The sequence below is a fragment of the Bdellovibrio sp. HCB274 genome (genome assembly GCF_047306075.1).
Classification (GTDB): Bacteria; Bdellovibrionota; Bdellovibrionia; order Bdellovibrionales; family Bdellovibrionaceae; genus Bdellovibrio.
Map to the genome: position 1 here is coordinate 57,660 of NZ_CP178623.1, position 18,692 is coordinate 76,351.

Sequence of the window (18,692 nt, forward strand, 5' to 3'; positions counted from 1 at the left end):
CAGTATGTTTCGTAGCATCACTCAAGGACGAAAAATGATGAAAAAACTCGTTGTACTATTAGCTTGTTTCGGATTGGTTGCAAACCTTAGTGCCTGCAGCTTATTTAGCAAGGACTCTAATTCCGGAGAGGAAGTCACATCTGACTTTGATTCTGCTGACCTGGAGAAACTTGAAGGTGACCAGGCTTTAGATGCTGGTACTGATGGTGCAGTTGCTTCATCTGACCAACTTCCAGAAGATGCTCTTGGTGAAACTCAACCAGACATGGCTGCTGCACCAAGCGATATGCCAGCTGAACCTCCGGCTGAACCGCAAATTGCAGAACTTCCTGCAGATCCATTCGCACCACAACCAGATGCACCGGCTGATGTTCCAATGGATACAGCAGCTTCATCTGTACCAGAACCTACAATGCCAGACACTTCTTCATCTTCAATGTCTGAAACAGCAAGTGCTGGATCCACGACTTATGTTGATGAACCATCTGAGCCAGCTCCTAAGAAAGCTGCAACTCCTTTGCAAAAAGTTGCAACAGCTCCGTGGCAGGTTGGAAAAACCTGGTACAACACTGTTTACTTTGCCCGTCCAGGTGACACGCTTAAGAGCATCAGCACGATGATTTACGGCAATGGCAAAAAAGTTGGCGAACTTAAAAAAGGTAATCCGACAATTGCATCCCGCGGTGTAAAACCGGGTGACAAAGTTTATTACAACTCTCCTCACCGTTCTGATGACTCTGGTCGTTTGATCACTTTCTATGAAGACAATGGTGTTCAACCAGAAATCTACACAGCTAAAGATGGCGACAATATCAGAGCCGTATCCAAAGAACTTTTGGGTTACGATGGGGCATGGAAAGAAGTTTGGGCAAGTAACTCTGTAGAATCCAAACAGGAAATCCCGGCAGGAACGCAACTTCAATACTGGAGAGGTGGCCAAGTGGCTGCGGCTCCGGTTCACCAGGAAGTAGCACAAGCACCAGCAGCAGAAATGCCGCCAATGCCTGAGGCTCCGGCAATGCCAGATGCTCCGCCGCAACAGGCAGCTGCTGATATTCCACCTCCGCCACCAGATATGGCTGCTCCTCCAGTTCCGGATCAGATGGCACCTCCGCCTCCACCACCGGAAATGGCTCAAGACATGGCGCCACCTCCACCGCCGCCTCCAATGCCGGCGATGAATCCGCCAACTCCGCCACAACATGATGAAGTTGCTGGTACGGGTGCGATGGACAACGACACGACAATGGCTTTGGGTGTAGTTGGTTTGGCAGCAGCAGGTCTTGCGATCCTGATCGTGATGAGAAAGAAACGCAGACAACGTGAGCTGGAACAGCAATCCATGGATAACACTCACGTAGGCACTTAATAGAATTTGAATTTAGGTTTTAGAGATCGGAAACTTTATCTCTGAAAAAGAAAAAGCCCACTTAAGAAAGTGGGCTTTTTTATTTTATACAACAACGAGCTACTTTTAAACTATCCGACCTTTTTAAAGATCGAATCCATCACAGAGCGAGATTCAGTGCGACCGTTCTCAACAAAGTAAATCAAATCATCAACGATTTGAACGTCTCTGTTGTTCACAGGCATGAACTTCACTCCCGCACCACTTGAGTTTGCCCAAATAACATGAGCAGCAACCTTGCGCTCTCGTCCAGCAACGACAAACATCAGATGCAATTTTTCGTTGGCGCGAACCAAGCCGCCAGTAAACTCTAAAAAGGCTCCCGAGATGCTGATATTCTTAAGCGTGCCTTTAGTTTCTTCACGCGCATAATTACGCTTGAAAGAAACCTCTAGGTTTAGAGGGGTTCTTGGTGCTGGAACTTTTAAAGTGTCCTCCACATTAACTCCTTATTTTGCTTAAAGTAGCTATTAACCTTTCGGAATTGCGGGTAAAATATTAAGAGCTTGGCATGAAAAAAACCGAAAATTATGGTTACAAGCCGATAACAGGTGTGTCTCGAAATAGGACTTAAGCCATTGAAATCCTGAAGTTTTACACTAACTAAAACAGTCCCAAAACGGGGCGTATCCAGACCCGGGCGGAATGTGAGACACCTCTGCAAATGCGACCCCGGCTGTTGCTTTTCCCATTGACAACCCCCCCGCGATTCAAGGAAATTGGGGGAAAGCACACAGTAATAGGTCCAGCCGGGCCATACTTCTTAAAGATCTCTCTTTTTCTTTTTTAAATCCCACAAGGAGAATTTGTTTGTCCGAACCAAAAGATTCACAAGGCGTTGAAGTCGTTAAGAAACGCACTCGCACCACAAAATCTGCCGACGCAGCTACTGTAGATGCTGCCCCAGAGGCTAAAGCCGCACCCGTTGCCGCTGAACCTCCACAAGAACAAGCCGCTGCACCAGCCCCTGTAGCTGAAGCCTCCGCAGCAGCCCCAAGCGCTTCCCAAGAGCCACAACAACAGCAACAAAGACAAGATCGCCCTCAACAACACCAACGTCGTGAATTCCGTCCAAACAATCGCGACAATAGAGACAACCGCGACCGCGGTGATCGTGGCGATCGCAATGACAGAAATGACCGTGGAGATCGTAACGATCGCAACCGTCATGACCGTGACCGCGGCAACAATCAACGCCGTGATTTCCACCGCAACAGAAACGACGATCATCAACCAGCTGGTGATGAACAAAATGTTACCGCTCAACCAGATGTGGATTTGGCTGATATCCAACTGACTGACGAGGAGAAATCCTGGTTGTCATCCAAGGATTTGAAATCCAAAAACATCACTCAGCTGACTGAGCTTGCAACAAAACTTAAAATCGAAAACGCTGCCGGTCTTCGCCGTCAGGATATGATTTTCGAAATCCTGAAACGTGCTGCGAAACTTGGTCAGGACATTTACGGTTCTGGTGTTCTTGAAATCCTGCCTGACGGTTACGGTTTCTTGCGTTCTCCAGACTACAACTACCTACCAGGTCCGGATGATATTTACGTTTCTCCGTCTCAAATCCGCCGTTTTGGTTTGAGAACAGGTGATACAGTTACCGGTACAGTTCGTCCTCCAAAAGAGGGTGAGCGTTACTTTGCTCTATTGAAAGTTGATTCTCTAAACTTCGAGACGACTGAAAAAGGTAAAGACAAAATCCTATTCGACAACTTGACGCCGCTTTACCCAAATCAGCGTTTGAAACTTGAACACAATCCAGGCGATTACACGACTCGCGTTGTGGACTTGATGGCACCACTTGGAAAAGGTCAGCGTGCCTTGATCGTTGCCCCTCCAAGAACAGGTAAAACGGTTCTTATGCAACAAATCGCAAATGCGATTACTGCAAATCACCCTGAAGTGAAGTTGATCGTTCTATTGATCGATGAACGTCCGGAAGAGGTGACTGACATGCAACGTACTGTAAAAGGTGAAGTTGTTTCGTCGACATTCGATGAGCCACCAACTCGTCACGTTCAGGTTGCAGAGATGGTTATCGAAAAAGCGAAACGTCTGGTTGAGCACAAGCATGACGTGGTTATCTTGCTGGATTCCATCACTCGTTTGGCCCGCGCATACAACACGGTTGTTCCTCCATCAGGAAAAATCTTGTCGGGTGGTGTGGATTCCAACGCCCTTCACAAACCAAAACGTTTCTTCGGTGCTGCTCGTAACATCGAAGAGGGTGGATCTTTGACAATCATCGCAACAGCGTTGATCGACACAGGTTCTCGTATGGATGAGGTTATCTTCGAGGAATTTAAAGGTACTGGTAATGCCGAGATCCACTTGGATCGTAAGCTTATGGAAAAACGTATCTTCCCTTGTATGGACATCAATAAATCAGGAACTCGTAAAGAGGACTTGTTGATCGATAAAGGTGATTTGAACCGCTTGTGGATCTTGAGAAAGGTTCTTGCGCCAATGAACGTTATCGATGCGATGGAATTCCTGATCGATAAAGTGGGTAACACTAAATCGAATACTGATTTCTTGAAAGCTATGTCGGGACCGAGCTAGGGCTCGACGAGAATGGAAAATCGAAAATAGAAGTTATGAAAAAGGGAGTCATTTTGACTCCCTTTTTTTATCTTAGAACTTGTGGATTGTAGCGGCTTAGTTTCTTTTTTAGGTGGTCGGTTTCGCAACCGCCATACAGTGTGCCGTCGATGATGGCTTCAAATGGATAGATATAATCTGACATTCCGTCGCTGCCTTCTTTGGTAGTGTCGATCAAGACTGTGTTGTTTATACCAACAATGTTGATGGCAATCTTGCCTTCTTTATGAAAGATCACGTTAGCAACGCCTACGACATCGGCAGAGCCGGGGGAACTGCGAACCACTTTGTTAGTGTCTGAATTATAGGTGATGTTGATAAAGGGTTCGGTAAAAGCACAGTAGATTTTTTCAGCCTGAGCCGCGTGTGAAGACAGTGAAACCGCCAGAATCGTCATCAAATGTTTCATAATTACCTCGCAGAAGAGCGAATATCTGTGAGTTGAATCCGAAGCACAAGTTTCAATGAGGCAAGGAATATCAAGCAAATGGAGTCTGGTTTTGCGTCTTCGGGAGGGTTGCCAGAGAATAGACGCGAAACTGGCCGTAAATAAGCTAATTAATTGATATTATGAGGTTATTTATAAACTACCCATGCTAATCTAGGGCCTGTTCGCTGCCAAAAAAAGCAGCGATTAATGCTCGACAGCGGGGAACCCCTGTGTTACATCCTTACAGCTTAAGACCCACAGGTTAAATTAATTAAAAGGAATCAGGTCATGAAACAAAACCTACATCCAAAAGTGAACACAGTCGTATTCAAAGATATTTCTTGCGACTTCATGTTCTTGGGAACATCCACTCTTCATTCTAACGAAATGGTTAAATGGGAAGATGGTAAAGAATATCCACTAGTTAAAGTAGAGATCTCTTCAGCATCTCACCCATTCTTCACTGGTAAACAGCGTGTAATGGATACTGAAGGTCGTATCGATCGTTTCAAAAAACGTTACGGCAAAAAGTAAATTGCAGACCTCCTTCAGGAGGACTCTCTTATGTGAAATGCGGTTCCTCATTCGAACCGCATTTTCATTTCTGAATACCAACTCGATCTTGCAGCAGACCTAGGAGCAATCCCCATGTTCTCGAAATTGGAAGAAGTTGAATCACGTTACGAAGAAGTGAATTTGTCACTTCAGCGTCCTGACATTGCTTCAAACCAAACTCAATACCGCGCTCTAATGAAAGAGCTTGGGAACCTGGAAAAGATTGTTGTTCCTTTCCGTGACTACAAGAAAAAGACTGAGAATCTTAAAGCCAGCAAAGAACTTTTGACGGCGGAACAAGATCCAGAAATGCGCGAGTTGATCCGTGAGGAAGTTAAAGAGCTTGAAGCCGCTCTTCCTGCCCTTGAAGAACAATTGAAAATTGCATTGATCCCTAAAGATCCAAACGACGACAAGAATATCATTCTTGAGATTCGTGCGGGCGCTGGTGGTGACGAAGCCTCTTTGTTCGCCGAGGAAATGTTCCGCGGTTACACTCACTATGCATCTTCCCAAGGCTGGAAAGTTGAAGTCATTTCGTTCTCCGAGGGTAACGTCGGTGGCGCGAAAGAGATCATCGCTTCTGTCTCTGGGGATTCTGTATTCAGCAAATTGAAATTCGAATCTGGCGTTCACCGCGTTCAGCGTGTTCCAGCAACCGAGGCGGCAGGCCGTATTCATACGTCCACCGTAACAGTAGCCGTGATCCCTGAGGTGGAAATCAAAGAAGTGAACATCCCAATGTCTGACGTACGCATTGAAACTATGCGTTCCCAGGGTTCGGGTGGTCAGTCCGTAAATAGAACTGAATCCGCAGTACGTGTCGTGCATTTGCCGACCGGTCTCGACGTTAAGTGCCAAGAGGGTAAATCCCAGTCAGCCAACCGCGAGCGCGCATTCCAGATCCTTTACGCTAAACTTCAGCAAATCGAAGACGATAAAGCCCGCAAAGAAGCTTCCGATGTTCGTTTGGACCAAATCGGTACCGGCGACCGTTCAGAGCGTATCCGTACTTACAACTTCCCTCAGACACGTATCACTGATCACCGCATCGGTCTTACGATCCATCAGCTGGACCAAGTCATGAGCGGATCTTTTGGGTTGCTGATTGACCCACTCGTTGCTAACTTCCAAGCAGAGGCTCTTAAAAAACAAACCTCTGCTTAGGTTGAATGAAACTCAAAGAAGTACTCGATAAAACCACTGCCTTTTTCAAAGACAAAAAAATAGAGACTCCGCGCCTGGATGCGGAGCTGTTGTTTGCCCATTCCCTCAAGCTTGAACGCATTCAATTATATCTGAAATTTGATCAGCCACTTTCCGAAGCGGAACTGGCTGGATTGCGCGAGTTAGTTCGTCGCCGCGGTCAGGGCGAGCCAGTTGCCTACATTCTGGGTTACCGTGATTTCTATAAATCCCGCTTTGAAGTCACTCCCGCTACTTTGATTCCGCGTCCAGAAACAGAACAGATCGTTGAAGAGGTTCTGGCGTGGGCAAAAGATAAAGACAAAGCCTACGCGATCCTGGATTTGGGAACTGGCACAGGTTGTTTGGGTCTTAGCATTCTTAAAGAACTTCCTAATGCAAATCTGGTTTCGGTTGATGTGTCAGCTGATGCCATCGCGGTAGCGAAGCGCAATGCTGTAAGTCTTGGCGTATCTGATCGTGTGGAGTTTGTTAATGTTGATGCAGCCAATGTCGATCTTGTAATGGCATCTTGCAGGAACTTCATGGGACAGAACACGATAGACATATTAGTCTCTAATCCTCCCTACATTGCGAACAATGATCCCGCAGTTCAGGAGAACGTAAAAAAGTTTGAACCATCAACTGCACTATTCGCAGAAGAAAATGGATTAGCACTTTTGAAATCGTGGTCCAAGGCGTATGCTCCCTTTCTGTCATCTGAATCCGTGACGATGATGGAAATGGGCATGAGCCAGGGCTCTGTTATGCAGAGTTATTATTCTGATTTAGATATTTTTAAAAACGTGCGTGTACTGAAAGATCTTTCAGGGCTTGATAGAGTTATCGCAGGAGTGAAGCATGGATAAAATGGTTGTGATGGGCAATGGCCCACTTAAAGGTACAGTAGCAGCAAGTGGCGCAAAAAACGCGGCTTTGCCAATTCTGTTTTCGACGTTGCTTGCTGAAGGCAATCACGTTTTCACAAACATGCCGAAGCTAAAGGATATTGAATCCACTTCTGAATTGTTGAACAGCCTGGGCTGTGAAACAAAATGGGTTGGCGAAGAATTCCATGTGAATGTCAACAAGCCCGCTTCCTTCGAAGCTTCTTACGACCTTGTTCGCAAAATGCGCGCAAGCTTCCTGTGCATGGGTCCGATGCTCGCGAAATACGGCGAAGCTGTTGTATCTCAACCAGGTGGTTGTGCAATTGGTTCTCGCCCGATTGATTTGCACTTGGATGGTTTCAAAGCCTTGGGTGCAACTATCACGCAAAAAGAAGGTTATGTTCACGCAGGTTGCCCAAAACTTCAGGGAGCAACATTCCTGTTTGAAACAGTGACCGTTGGCGGAACTGAAAATGTCATGATGGCAGCTACCCTTGCCAAGGGTGTTACTATTCTTGAAAACGCGGCGAAAGAGCCAGAGATCGTGGATCTTGCAGAGTACCTGAACAAGATGGGTGCAAAGATCACAGGTCACGGAACTTCAGTTATCCGCATTGAAGGTGTTGAAACTTTGAAACCTGCAAAGCACGCGATCATGCCAGATCGTATCGAAGCCGGAACTTTGTTGATTGCGGGCGCGATCACAAAAGGCCAAGTAACAGTTACGAAATGTGTTCCAGCTCACTTGGATGCATTGATTCTTAAAATGCGCGAAGCAGGTTTCAAAATCGAAACCACAAAAGATTCCATGACTGTATTCCCAGCTGAAAAATGGGAAGCCGTGGATGTGACAACAGCTCCTCACCCACTTTTCCCAACAGATCTTCAGGCTCAATTCATGGCCTTGATGACAGTGGCAAACGGAACAAGCGTAATCACTGAAACAGTTTTCGAAAACCGATTCATGCACGTAACAGAACTTTGCCGCTTGGGCTCAGACATCACTCCAAAAACAAGAGTGGCAGTTATCCGCGGTAACCCAGGCAAACTAACTGGCGCCCCAGTAATGGCAACAGACCTGCGCGCCTCCGCATCTTTGGTTCTTGCAGGCTTGATCGCATCCGGCGAAACAGTAGTAAGCCGCATCTACCACTTAGACCGCGGCTACGAAAAACTAGAAGACAAACTATCCTCCCTAGGCGCCAACATCCGCCGCCAGGAATAGTTTCCAAAAACATTCCAAACAAAAAAAGGCAGGACCAAAAAATCCTGCCTTTTTCATTGATCGGGCTCAAGCGCCGTCAGTCACCCCAGCCTTCGGGTTGAGCTCCGCCATCTAATAAATTCCCCCATCTGCCCGCTCGTTTGAACATGTCTCAATAAACCCGCAAAATTCAGCGGAAGCAATTTGAGCTGCCCGTCCGAAGAGAGGCCTTCAGCGGCGCATGGATGCGCGAACCGGCGCAGCCGGCGCTGACGAGCCCGGATGGCGTGCCGACCGAAGCGACGGACAGAACAAATTGATTTCGATGAATCTTCGATCGGATTTCAGTTGCAGAAAAGGCAAAAAAAAGGGCCAGCAAGGAGGGGATTTATGCTGACCCTGTTAGGAAATAAAAAAATGATCTCAGCCCACGGAGGGGATTGGGGCTGAGACCCTAATGATTACTGAGTAACCTCAGAGATACCAAGCACTACGAAGACGACCGTTTTGTTCCCGAAAACCATTCCAGGGAGGGGATCCACAGAATGACTTCCATAATTGGGAGCAAGTTGATGCTCTTGCTCGATACCGCTAATCATAACTTTAGAACCGATGAAAGGCGTAAGGTCGAAGTCAGATTGAAGAAGGATTGTGTTTTGTGCTTCAAGAACTAAAACAAAAGTTCCATCAGCCAAAACTGCAACTTCACCTACGCGAGTCGAATAGTTGTAGTTGGAAGAATCTGTAACTTCAGCGCCCTCGATTGCATTATTTGGCAATACGCCTGCACGAGCCACTGCGGAAATCGCAAGGACGAGCAAGATATAGAAAGCAATCAGAGCATTTTTAATCACAGAGAGTATCCCCCAAAAACTAAAAGACACTTCCTACTAGAGCAAGGTCTGTGCCAATCTGAGACACTCGCCAGATCCAAGGTGATTGATCTGAGGGTGGGAACCCGAGGGAGGTAAACTCAATTCGGAACTAAGGGTAATTCCAAGGTGGAACTTCAGTTCAACTTTGGAACCACTTTCCTTGACCAAAGCACAGAGTGAGACGGCAGAGTTCGGGGGGCTTGGTTGTTTGACAAAAAAGCCAGTATTATTAGGCATCTATGTCTCGCATACAAGTAACCTGGGTAGTACGAACACGAAGCGGCCAAGTTAAAGGCCCTTATTCCACTGAAGCCATTCTTCGCATGATTGGTGAGGGTGTATTTTCGGGTCAGGAAATGATCTCGAAACTTCCTGATGGTCAGTGGTCCCAGATTTCCAAAGAGCCTGCGTTCTATGACAAATTGTTAGAGGCGCTTGAAGGCGTCGTTGATGTGGATCCCAAAAAAGTTCAGAAGATGGAAGCTGAGACTGTGATCATGAAGCCGACTTCTTCTGGTCAAACAGGCTCTTCCACTATGCCTGGTGGTCCCAGCAAAGACAGTCTGGCAAATATCACTGTAGATAAAAGCAAAACCCGCAAAGTAGATATTTACGATACGCCATCGCAAGTGGCGCCAGCATTTATTCCAGGCACCGTTACTTCAAACACAGGGCCCGCGAATGATGCCAAGAGTTCGGTGATTGATTTATCGAATCTGCGCAACATGGAAAAAAAGGAAATCGCAAAAACACTGAAGCTTCCATTGGTGATTCTTGCGGTGATCGTTTTGCTTGGAGTGTGGCTATTGTTTGATACAGGAACAGGCCAAGGTGATAAAATTCATCTGCTTGCTCCCGGCCCAAGCACTTCGCCGATGAGTCCGGCAGATGCTGGAAAAAAATTAAACGAAGCCATCGCTGCGATGGAGTACGATACTTTTGAGTCTTACCTGGATGCACAGAACAAATTGGTTTCAATCGTTGAAGGCTCCCCTACTAATCTTGAGGTGCGCGGTCTTTTGTGTGTGGTGTATCGCGAGCTTTGGCCGTTTGCCAAACAAGATGCCCAGGATAGCAATACAATCGCAGCAGTCACTCAGGCGACTCGTGCGATTAATGTGGTCAGTCCTTACGGTCGGGTGTGCGAAGCTGTGAAACTTTTAACTTCCGGAAAATTCAGGGAAGCTCGCGGCAGTATCGAGGCGACTCTTGATAGCTCAGAACCATTTTCCCTGCTTCCTATCCTGTATGCTTATAAAGCGGAATTGTTAGAGGGTGAAAAAGACTATAACAACGCTGTTCCGTATTTTGAAAAAGCGATTCAAATGTGGGAGCGCTGGCTTCATCCGCAGGTCATGCTGGGTAAGCTTTATATGTCCCAGGAAAAATACAATGAAGCGTCTCAGGTTTTCCGAAAAGCCTTGGCGCAGAACCCGAAACATCGCGAAGCTCAGCTATTGATGGGAATCACCGAGTATCGTGGATTTAAAAAAACGGACGTGGCTTTCGGTTTGTTGAATTCCGCGATGGAATCCAAGAGTGCAGTTTTCCCTCCGACTGAAGCATTAGGCTATCAGGTGCTTGCGGAAATCTATGTCGAACGCAGTGATAAAAAGAAAGCACTGAGTGCAGCTCAAAAAGGATTTAGATTAAATCCAAATAACTCACAGCTGCGACAACTGGTGTTGCGACTGGGTGGCTCTGACAAAGTCAGTGGCGGAAAAAATCAAAACAGCGAATTGCTATTCCTGGGTGATCAGTATGTGCGCCAGGGTGACTATCTTGCAGCTCAAGCTGAATTTAAAGCAGCCTTTGAAGCAGATCCAAAAAATGGGACGGCGGCAGTAAAAGCTGCGAAAGCTTTATGGCAGCTGAATCAAAGTTTTGAGGCGATCGAGTGGTTGAATAAAGCCATTAAGGCCGAGCCAAAATTGGTTTCTGCCTATGTGACTCAAGCGGATTATCTGACACAAAGATTTGATTTCACGGCGGCTACTCGCGTGCTGACGTCTGCGATTCGAATTGCACCGAATAACTATGAAGTTTTGCGTGGCCTGGCTTTGATGGAGTATCGGCGAAACAATATGCCGGGTGCTGTGAACTATGGAATGCGTGCGCTGAAGGCTTATGACGGCGACATTGATACATATATTCTTTTGGCAAAGGCCAACGGGGCATTGGCTTTGTCGATTATGCCTTTGAATAAAAAGGAAATTGAAAGAAAAGAGGCTGCGGCAAAGGATTCGGTTCGCTTTGCAACTAAGGCTGTGGAAATTGACTCTACCAATCCCGAGGCCCAGATCACTTATGCCAAAATGCTGGCTGCCACGAATGGTGTGGATGCCGGGATTACTTATTTAAATGAACTGATTAAGAGATTTTCTTATACATTGGATTACCGCGTGGCTTTGGCGGAAGTGCATAAGTCTGAAGACCGCTACTCTCAGTCGCGGGAAATTTATGAGCGCGTTGTCGAAGCAGATCAGAAAAACAAAAAAGCCTGGTTGGGGTTGGGCGAAAGCTATAAAGCCCTGGGTTTAAATGACAAAGCTTTAAAAGCCTTCCTGCAGGCGGCAATTTTGGATCCCACTGATGGGGAGGCTCTGTTCCAGGCGGGCAAATTGTATCTGGAAACATCCCGATACGACGAAGCGATTCAACAATTCAAGCGAGTACAACGCCTGAACGCGAACTACCCTCGCACCTGGTATTACGTGGGTAAGGCAGCCTTTGCTTCGGGTGATTTGAATGGTGCCGCTGAAGCTGCCAAACAGGAAAAGAAACTAAATCCCAATATTGCTGATTCTTATATTTTGGCGGCAGAGGTTTTTGCAGCACGCAAACAGTTTACAGAGTGCGCGGGCGAATACTCCCAGGCTATGAAGTTAAGACCACAGGGTGCAGAGATCTATGTTAAAGCAGCCCAGTGTTACCGCCAGTCGGCATCACTGGAAGTGGCAGAAGACATGCTTGCGTTGGCAGCGGCCCGCGAAAGCGGTTACGCCGAGATCTACCGGGAGCAAGGGGCGATTTACGAGATCCGGGGGGATACTCGCTCTGCAGCACAGTCCTACAATAAATATTTAGGACTCTCCCCAAATGCTCCGGATCGTGCTGAAATAGAAAACAAGTTAAATCGAATGGGCAACTAGGACGTCAACGGAGGATGCCACCATGGGTATCGGCGATAAACTAAGCAGTTTTTCAAATAATGTTCAAGAGGGCGTAAAGTCCACAACGATGACAGTTCTTCACATCTTGTTGCGACTGATCACCGGCTTTTTCGTGGGGATGACACTGGCGTTGATCGGTCAGGAACTGATCGGTTACGGAATGTTTGCCCTGGTTTTTGCGACTGTGGTGGTGATGGCAGTGATTATGAAAATCCTGTCCCAGTGGAGCTTTGCTCAAATCTTAATTTTTGACCTGATTGTCGTCCTTGTCGGGATGCTATTAAGAATGTATATACTGGTCGCACCATAACCGAGGACTTCTGAAAAATGATCGACATTAAACTTCTGGAAAAAAAAGCTGAAAACGGAACTTCTTATTACGATGAGTATAAGCAGGCTTTGATCAATCGCGGTGGCACTCCTGAAATCCTGGATCAAATCATGGAGCTTAATAAAAAGCGCAAAGAGATGATCGCTCAGGCGGAGACTGCTAAAGCCAATCAAAATAAATTGAGCGGCGAAATCGGAAAACTAAAACGCGAAGGCAAAGATGCTTCGTCGCTTTTGGCAGAAGTTGAAACTATCAAAGGTTCCGTTAAAGATCTTGAAACGAAAGCTTCTGAAGCGGACCAACAGGTTTTGAATTTGGCTCTTGTGATGCCAAACAAACCGCACTCTTCTGTGCCAGTAGGTGCTTCTGCTGACGAAAATAAAGTGATCAAAACTTGGGGCGAGCCTACAAAGTTCGGCTTTAAGGCGAAAGAACACTGGGAACTTGGTGAAAAGCTAAATATCATTGATTTCGAACGCGCAGGTAAAACTACGGGGACTCGCTTTGCTTTCCTTAAGGGTGCGGCAGCTCAGTTAGAGCGTTCTTTGATTCAGTTCATGATGGACATGCACTCCACTCGCCATGGTTATACTGAGATGATTCCGCCATTCATGGTGAATTCAAACAGTTTGACGGGTACTGGTAACTTCCCGAAATTTAAAGAAGACGTTTTCCACCTGGAAGGCTCTGATCTTTATTTGATCCCGACAGCTGAAGTTCCAGTGACAAATTACTACAACGGCGAAATTCTGGATGAGACTTATCTTCCGCAAAGCTTCTGTGCTTACTCCCCTTGCTTCCGTTCTGAAGCAGGCAGCGCCGGTCGCGATACGAAGGGTTTGATTCGTCAGCATCAATTCGACAAAGTGGAGCTAATGACTTTCTGTCATCCGGATAAGTCTCATGAAACTCATGAAGCTTTGACGTCTCACGCGGAGCAAGTATTGATCGATCTTGAGCTTCCATTCCGTCGTATGCTTTTGTGCACTGGCGATATGGGCTTTGGTTCCGCAAAAACCCATGACTTGGAAGTATGGCTTCCAGGACAAGGTGCATATCGCGAGATCAGCTCATGCTCTAACTTCGAAGACTTCCAGGCACGTCGTGCGAATATTCGCTTCCGCAGTCTTGGTGGCAAACCTCAGTTTGTGCACACGTTGAACGGTTCTGCCCTGGCGGTAGGACGTACTTTGGTGGCGATCCTTGAGAACTACCAACGTGAAGACGGCTCAGTGGCGATTCCTAAGGCTCTTCAAAACTATATGGGCGGAAAAACAGAGATCCGCTAGTTCGCTGGCAGGTCTCTTTAAATTATTACGCCGCGTCATTACAACAACCGCTTGAAAACCCACGTCAAAACCCATAGAACGGTCGACGGAGAGTTGGTAGAGTGGTTGAATACACCAGTCTTGAAAACTGGCAGCCCTTCGCGGGGCTCGAGGGTTCGAATCCCTCACTCTCCGCCATCTTGTTTGCTGGCCAGCCAAGCTGAATGCAGACGCACAAAACGAAAAAGCGATCCTTAGTGATCGCTTTTTTTATTTCTGGCCTAGTTCTTTTCTGTTCGTTCCCTGCAAAATATAGTTATGAGATTGTTTACCTGCACTCTAATGGCGTTGCTATTTGGATTTCCTTCCGCTTGGGCGCTGCAAGGTTTCGACATGGCTGATGCCAAGTACGTTCGTAGTAACGAACAAATCCCCAGTGAACCTATAAGTATGCCGCCCTTTAGTTCTCAGGACTCTGCAGGGGTTTGTTATTCATTTGCGGCTGCAGCTGTTTTGGATCAGGCACTTTGCAAACAAAATGGTATCTCTGACTGCAAACAAATGACTGAAGACCAACGTGTTTCACCCATTGATGTAAGCAGGTATAGCAAACTACTTCCTGACAGTGTCGATTCGAGTGATCGCTTCAACTATGAGGGTTTGCAATTCGACGGGGGGTTCGGCGGCAGTTGTTATTCGCAATGCCTTGCTAACTGGGCAGATGGTTAAAGCGTCATGTGCACCCTTTGATCAGTTCGTATCGAAAATTGGCGATCCGCAGATGGCCAGAGATGCAGAGTTAAAAGTTCTAAATGATTTAAAGAAGTCATACAAAACCTACGGCGACAAACTGAAAAAGAGTAAGGACGATGCCCAGGATTTTGCAGAATCCGAATCAAAAAGATTGGGAAAAGATTGCGGTCTAAAAACTTCTCAAGAAGAAATACTGGCAGCTTTTGGTCAGACGACTTACGAAAAATTTTTAGACTTAGCCATGGTTCCAGAGAAGTGCTGGGATATAAAGAATCAAAATGGTTTGAAAAATATGACCATGGATATCTTCCCGACGTTAGAATCAAAGAAAAAAACAAACTATAAAGAACTCTCCGGAAAAATTCAGGAAGTTCTGGCGACAGGTAGACCGGTTGTTCTGGCTTTCTGCGCGCAAGAACCCCTGACCGCTAAATCCATGAAAGACTGCAAAATGGGTGGAGGAGGAGCTGGTCACGAAGTTCCTATCGTGGGCTTTTCCAAAGCCTGCGACAAAAGTGGAAAGTGCGTCGACCTGGTGAAAGTCCACAACTCGTGGGGAGCCAACTGGCAAAAAACTTCAACTGACGACGGCTGGGTGGAAGCGAAGAAGCTTCTGGACAGAAGCTTCTATGGCATCCAATCGATTTCCTGGGTTCAGGATAAAGAAAAAAATTAAACTAAGGGTTCTTGTTCATTGTGCAAAAGATCTTCGTGCTTTGCGGGCCGAAGCCGCCGTAAGTGATATAGTAGATCTCTTTGGTTTCAGGATTTTGGCGCATGTAATAAACAACTACTGGTGCGCCCTCAGAGTTGTACATTTCAACTCGGGAGGCGTTGCTGCCTTCTTTAACTCGTGCGTTTTGTCTTGCGTAGTCAGTGGCTTCTTGTCTTCCTTTTGCCAGATCCCAATTTGCATAGGGATTTTCCGGATAGAAGTAGGCAAAGTTTGTAGAGAAGTAGGTAGTGTCATCCTCTAGCTGGTCGATCATCAATTCAGCAAAGTGTTCGTGGTTGGGATTCAAATCCCCAAGGTGATAGCAGCTACCGCTATAGACAGCTGGCTCCAGGCTGACAGTGTGCGGAGTGTTGTTGAAACCCGAGAGTATGGATTTCATAACTTTTGTGCATTTCAAACTGTCGCAAGCATCTTCGGGAAGCTCTGAAATAGCGTGGGCTGTGGTCGATGATAGTGAGCACACTGCGGTAAGAATGATGAAAAGCGCTTTCATTGTTTTGTCCCCTCGTATTAAAAGCATAGATTTTCTTTGCGGACGGTCAATGGGTTTGTGATATTCTTCACTGAATTTACAAAGGAACGACGTCATGTCTCAGTTTATCGATATTATGCTTCATCTTGATCAGCACTTGGTTCAGTGGATGGCTTATTTCGGCCCGTGGATTTATGTGATCATGTTTCTGGTGATTTTTTGTGAAACCGGATTGGTTGTAACACCTTTCTTGCCGGGCGACTCTTTATTGTTCGCGCTGGGTGCATTGACGACGGTCGAAGGCGGCTTAAATCTTTGGATCTTGTTGGCCTCTTTGACGATCGCTGGAATTATTGGTGATACGGTGAACTATCATATCGGCAAGTATCTGGGGCCGAAGGTATTTGAAATCGACAGCCGTTTCTTTAAAAAGCAGTACTTGATCGATACACAAAACTTTTATGACAAGTGGGGAGCATTTACGATCGTTGCAGCCCGCTTCGCTCCAATCGTTAGAACATTTGCGCCATTTGTAGCTGGAATCGGCAGCATGAAGTATCGTAAGTTTGTGACTTACAATGTGATCGGTGCCGTGGTTTGGGTATTTACATTCATCCTGGCAGGACATTTCTTTGGAAATCTGCCGATCGTGAAAAGAAACTTCCACATTGTGATCTTTGGTGTGATTGGAGTTTCTTTGATTCCAGTTATCTGGCCGATGGTGGCTTCAAAATTTAAAAAGGCCTAAGCGGCCTTTTTAAGTAGTTTCTTTAGATCGTTATTTGTCTCAAAGAACACTGGATCCGTTGATTTATAGTGCTCAGCCAGATGCTTTACTACGAAGCTGCCGCTGGCACGGAACAACGGATTCTTAGATTCCAAAAATTCAGCCAGTTTCTTGGCAAGTTCATTATCAAAATTTTGCTTACCAGTTACCAGCAACGCATCCGCAGAGACGCGGTTGTGGCTGGCATAGATGTACTGACGCAGGAAAGATACGTCGCGCGCAAGATCGCCAAGTACCACGATGGTATTTGCCTGAGTGCGTGGGTCTTTGTGTTCCAGACACTTTTCCAAAAGTTCCAGTAAAGAGCCTTCCACAAAGGCGTGCGGCACCAGATTCGAGGCCAAAGAAATAACTGAAGCGAGAACTTTATCGCTGACGTTCTTATTTTTATTCAGCGAGTGAGTTGTTGCGATCAGTTTTTCAAAAGCCGCCACCTGTTGCAAAGTGGTTTGATTGATCTTGAAGGTTTTTAGCACCGAGAACACTCTGAAAAAGCTGATTTCGTCTTTTTCACGCAATGCTTTTTCCAGGAAGTTGTAAATGCAGATCAAATCGTTGTCGCTGCGATAGAAAGTTAGTTTCTCTAGCTGATGGCGTCCCAACAAGCGGTCAATTGGCGCAAACTCGGTGACTTTGCATAATGTCGCAGGAGTTGAAAAGCCCTTTAACATTGTGCTTTTTGTTTCAGCGATACTGCAAAGATCCTGAACCGCAGCACTTGATTCACTATAGAAGGTAATGGAGCTTTTAACTTTATCATCAACCTGACTTAAAAGTCGGGCAGACTCAATTAGTGGAAGACCGGAAAGTCCATAGCCTGAATCCTGTGGAACGAAGCGAATTTTCCCGATGACGAATGAACCTTTCACTTTGAAATAGTGATCGGCACCGTCTGGAAGATGATCTTCAATATCCTGAGCCACGTCAAAGATAGCGCGCAGACATGCTAGGGACATCGCTTGGGAGTTTACTCCCTGGGATTCCTTGATATGAAATACGATCTCGTCGCCCACGTACTGATAAATCAAGCCATTATAGCGTTCGATGATTTCGCGGGAGCGGATAAAGTACGCATTCATCATGTCACTGACGTATTCGTCTTTTTTATCCAGGAAAATTTGTGTGTAACCGTTCAAATCAACTCGAACCATGGAAGTTTGGAATGCATAAGGTGCTTTTCTGCCGGACTTGATTTCGTGAATGATCGCGGGAGTCAGGGTCTCGGTGTAGATTTTATTTTCGTAGGCGAGTGTCTTTTGGGTTGCCTCGTAAGTTTGTGCGGCATGAAGCAAAGTTGCGCCCTCTTTAGACAGCGATCTAATTTTGGTCATTTGCTGGCGGTCGCGTGAAGAAAGAATTTTTGTTAGATCAATAATGTCTTTCAGGAACAGCCATACAATCAGGGACAGGAATGCTGTTACGGAAACCAAGTCGCGTAAGATCATTCCTTTATAATCCCAAGCCGTCTGCATGATGATGCGCGCTTTGTTTTGGAATACACCCACTGTCAGGCGGTAATCCATGATCTTGATTGTTCTAAATGCAATGTTCTGAGTTGCAAGGATGTGATTGAATACTTTGTAATCAGCATTGATGCTGTCAGCGTCGCCGTCATTGTTGTGAAAGCTGACTACGTCATCCTTCTTTTGCAAAATATAAAAATGGATAAGGTTCAGCTCGCGGGCCTTATCGAGATTTGATTTAACTAGATCAGTGTTGTCAGAAACTAGAGCGGAAACCTGACTGTCTTCAACGAAAGTCATCTGTGCGTGTTTTGTTTCAATCACTTGCTCGGTCATGTCGGCAACGTTGAAGTAAAACTGAGTCGCAGTGATGCCCACGTAGCAAACCCAAAAGCTTGCTACAATTAACAGCACCATTGATTTGTTGCGTTTCACTTTAGACAACAAAAGTATTCTCCTTAGAAATACTGACTACAATTTGTTTATCGGACCATTAAGGAAACAACTTAAGTGTTTGTTTTGTTGAGGGATTATATTTCCCTAAATATGAGG

The 18,692-nt window shown here is 46.1% G+C and carries 17 protein-coding genes and 1 tRNA gene; 13 read left to right on the forward strand and 5 right to left on the reverse strand.

The annotated features are described in order from the left end of the window. The first annotated feature begins 4 nt into the window (after positions 1 to 4). The gene (locus tag ACLWNV_RS00290; RefSeq protein ID WP_413585902.1) at positions 5 to 1,369 is read left to right on the forward strand and encodes a hypothetical protein; all 1,365 of its coding nucleotides are present in this window, start codon (positions 5 to 7) and stop codon (positions 1,367 to 1,369) included. Between the two features lie 110 nt (positions 1,370 to 1,479). Here the strand turns inward: ACLWNV_RS00290 and ACLWNV_RS00295 are convergent, their stop codons facing one another. Then, positions 1,480 to 1,848 (reverse strand): PilZ domain-containing protein, encoded by a 369-nt coding sequence (locus ACLWNV_RS00295; protein WP_413585903.1) that lies wholly within the window; start codon positions 1,846 to 1,848, stop codon positions 1,480 to 1,482. Between the two features lie 370 nt (positions 1,849 to 2,218). On the opposite strand from ACLWNV_RS00295, the gene rho reads away from it, so the two are divergent. Then, the gene (gene rho / locus ACLWNV_RS00300; RefSeq protein WP_413585904.1) at positions 2,219 to 3,979 is read left to right on the forward strand and encodes a transcription termination factor Rho; all 1,761 of its coding nucleotides are present in this window, start codon (positions 2,219 to 2,221) and stop codon (positions 3,977 to 3,979) included. 67 nt (positions 3,980 to 4,046) lie between these two features. Here the strand turns inward: rho and ACLWNV_RS00305 are convergent, their stop codons facing one another. Continuing rightward, positions 4,047 to 4,427 (reverse strand): hypothetical protein, encoded by a 381-nt coding sequence (locus tag ACLWNV_RS00305; RefSeq protein ID WP_413585905.1) that lies wholly within the window; start codon positions 4,425 to 4,427, stop codon positions 4,047 to 4,049. A 309-nt stretch (positions 4,428 to 4,736) separates the two neighbouring features. On the opposite strand from ACLWNV_RS00305, the gene ACLWNV_RS00310 reads away from it, so the two are divergent. From ACLWNV_RS00310 to murA, 4 genes are all read left to right on the forward strand, one after another. Further along, positions 4,737 to 4,982 carry a type B 50S ribosomal protein L31 gene (locus ACLWNV_RS00310; RefSeq protein WP_340598244.1) on the forward strand — a complete coding sequence of 82 codons (246 nt, stop codon included), beginning with the start codon at positions 4,737 to 4,739 and terminating at the stop codon, positions 4,980 to 4,982. A gap of 114 nt (positions 4,983 to 5,096) precedes the next feature. Further along, positions 5,097 to 6,170, forward strand: a complete 1,074-nt coding sequence (gene prfA / locus ACLWNV_RS00315) for a peptide chain release factor 1 (RefSeq protein ID WP_413585906.1) — start codon at positions 5,097 to 5,099, stop codon at positions 6,168 to 6,170. Positions 6,171 to 6,175: 5 nt separating this feature from the next. Continuing rightward, entirely contained in the window at positions 6,176 to 7,057 is an 882-nt protein-coding gene (gene prmC, locus ACLWNV_RS00320) for a peptide chain release factor N(5)-glutamine methyltransferase (protein WP_413585907.1), read from the forward strand. Beyond that, a complete protein-coding gene (murA, locus tag ACLWNV_RS00325; RefSeq protein ID WP_413585908.1) occupies positions 7,050 to 8,303 on the forward strand; it encodes a UDP-N-acetylglucosamine 1-carboxyvinyltransferase in 1,254 nt (417 codons plus the stop codon). Before prmC ends, murA begins: the two co-directional genes overlap by 8 nt. 440 nt (positions 8,304 to 8,743) lie before the next feature. Here the strand turns inward: murA and ACLWNV_RS00330 are convergent, their stop codons facing one another. Next, a complete protein-coding gene (locus tag ACLWNV_RS00330; protein WP_413585909.1) occupies positions 8,744 to 9,136 on the reverse strand; it encodes a hypothetical protein in 393 nt (130 codons plus the stop codon). Between the two features lie 260 nt (positions 9,137 to 9,396). On the opposite strand from ACLWNV_RS00330, the gene ACLWNV_RS00335 reads away from it, so the two are divergent. The 6 genes from ACLWNV_RS00335 to ACLWNV_RS00360 all read left to right on the forward strand — a co-directional run bounded on the left by ACLWNV_RS00335 (position 9,397) and on the right by ACLWNV_RS00360 (position 15,358). After that, on the forward strand, positions 9,397 to 12,309 hold the full coding sequence (locus ACLWNV_RS00335; protein WP_413585910.1) for a tetratricopeptide repeat protein: 2,913 nt from the start codon (positions 9,397 to 9,399) through the stop codon (positions 12,307 to 12,309). Positions 12,310 to 12,331: 22 nt separating this feature from the next. Continuing rightward, positions 12,332 to 12,640 carry a hypothetical protein gene (locus ACLWNV_RS00340; protein WP_413585911.1) on the forward strand — a complete coding sequence of 103 codons (309 nt, stop codon included), beginning with the start codon at positions 12,332 to 12,334 and terminating at the stop codon, positions 12,638 to 12,640. A gap of 17 nt (positions 12,641 to 12,657) precedes the next feature. Further along, a complete protein-coding gene (gene serS / locus ACLWNV_RS00345; RefSeq protein ID WP_413585912.1) occupies positions 12,658 to 13,950 on the forward strand; it encodes a serine--tRNA ligase in 1,293 nt (430 codons plus the stop codon). An 87-nt stretch (positions 13,951 to 14,037) separates the two neighbouring features. Beyond that, positions 14,038 to 14,127: transfer RNA gene (locus tag ACLWNV_RS00350), tRNA-Ser, on the forward strand. A 120-nt stretch (positions 14,128 to 14,247) separates the two neighbouring features. Further along, positions 14,248 to 14,658: a hypothetical protein gene (locus ACLWNV_RS00355; protein ID WP_413585914.1), complete on the forward strand. Its 411-nt coding sequence runs from the start codon at positions 14,248 to 14,250 to the stop codon at positions 14,656 to 14,658. After that, positions 14,651 to 15,358 (forward strand): C1 family peptidase, encoded by a 708-nt coding sequence (locus tag ACLWNV_RS00360; RefSeq protein ID WP_413585915.1) that lies wholly within the window; start codon positions 14,651 to 14,653, stop codon positions 15,356 to 15,358. The genes ACLWNV_RS00355 and ACLWNV_RS00360 overlap by 8 nt, the downstream gene beginning before the upstream one ends. A 1-nt stretch (position 15,359) precedes the next feature. Here ACLWNV_RS00360 and ACLWNV_RS00365 read toward each other — a convergent pair whose 3' ends face one another. After that, positions 15,360 to 15,911 (reverse strand): hypothetical protein, encoded by a 552-nt coding sequence (locus ACLWNV_RS00365; protein WP_413585916.1) that lies wholly within the window; start codon positions 15,909 to 15,911, stop codon positions 15,360 to 15,362. A gap of 94 nt (positions 15,912 to 16,005) precedes the next feature. On the opposite strand from ACLWNV_RS00365, the gene ACLWNV_RS00370 reads away from it, so the two are divergent. Beyond that, positions 16,006 to 16,638 (forward strand): DedA family protein, encoded by a 633-nt coding sequence (locus ACLWNV_RS00370; RefSeq protein ID WP_413585917.1) that lies wholly within the window; start codon positions 16,006 to 16,008, stop codon positions 16,636 to 16,638. On the opposite strand, the gene ACLWNV_RS00375 is transcribed toward ACLWNV_RS00370, so the two are convergent. Continuing rightward, a complete protein-coding gene (locus ACLWNV_RS00375) occupies positions 16,635 to 18,575 on the reverse strand; it encodes an adenylate cyclase (protein WP_413587654.1) in 1,941 nt (646 codons plus the stop codon). The genes ACLWNV_RS00370 and ACLWNV_RS00375 overlap by 4 nt on opposite strands. Positions 18,576 to 18,692: the final 117 nt, after the last annotated feature.

Coding starts and splice junctions, on each gene's coding strand:
- serS (WP_413585912.1), top strand. CDS start 12,658: ATGATCGACATTAAACTTCTGGAAAAAAAAGCTGAAAACGGAACTTCT.
- ACLWNV_RS00360 (WP_413585915.1), top strand. CDS start 14,651: ATGGTTAAAGCGTCATGTGCACCCTTTGATCAGTTCGTATCGAAAATT.
- ACLWNV_RS00305 (WP_413585905.1), bottom strand. CDS start 4,427: ATGAAACATTTGATGACGATTCTGGCGGTTTCACTGTCTTCACACGCG.
- ACLWNV_RS00370 (WP_413585917.1), top strand. CDS start 16,006: ATGTCTCAGTTTATCGATATTATGCTTCATCTTGATCAGCACTTGGTT.
- prmC (WP_413585907.1), top strand. CDS start 6,176: ATGAAACTCAAAGAAGTACTCGATAAAACCACTGCCTTTTTCAAAGAC.
- ACLWNV_RS00290 (WP_413585902.1), top strand. CDS start 5: ATGTTTCGTAGCATCACTCAAGGACGAAAAATGATGAAAAAACTCGTT.
- ACLWNV_RS00310 (WP_340598244.1), top strand. CDS start 4,737: ATGAAACAAAACCTACATCCAAAAGTGAACACAGTCGTATTCAAAGAT.
- prfA (WP_413585906.1), top strand. CDS start 5,097: ATGTTCTCGAAATTGGAAGAAGTTGAATCACGTTACGAAGAAGTGAAT.
- ACLWNV_RS00355 (WP_413585914.1), top strand. CDS start 14,248: ATGAGATTGTTTACCTGCACTCTAATGGCGTTGCTATTTGGATTTCCT.
- ACLWNV_RS00365 (WP_413585916.1), bottom strand. CDS start 15,911: ATGAAAGCGCTTTTCATCATTCTTACCGCAGTGTGCTCACTATCATCG.
- ACLWNV_RS00335 (WP_413585910.1), top strand. CDS start 9,397: ATGTCTCGCATACAAGTAACCTGGGTAGTACGAACACGAAGCGGCCAA.
- ACLWNV_RS00340 (WP_413585911.1), top strand. CDS start 12,332: ATGGGTATCGGCGATAAACTAAGCAGTTTTTCAAATAATGTTCAAGAG.
- murA (WP_413585908.1), top strand. CDS start 7,050: ATGGATAAAATGGTTGTGATGGGCAATGGCCCACTTAAAGGTACAGTA.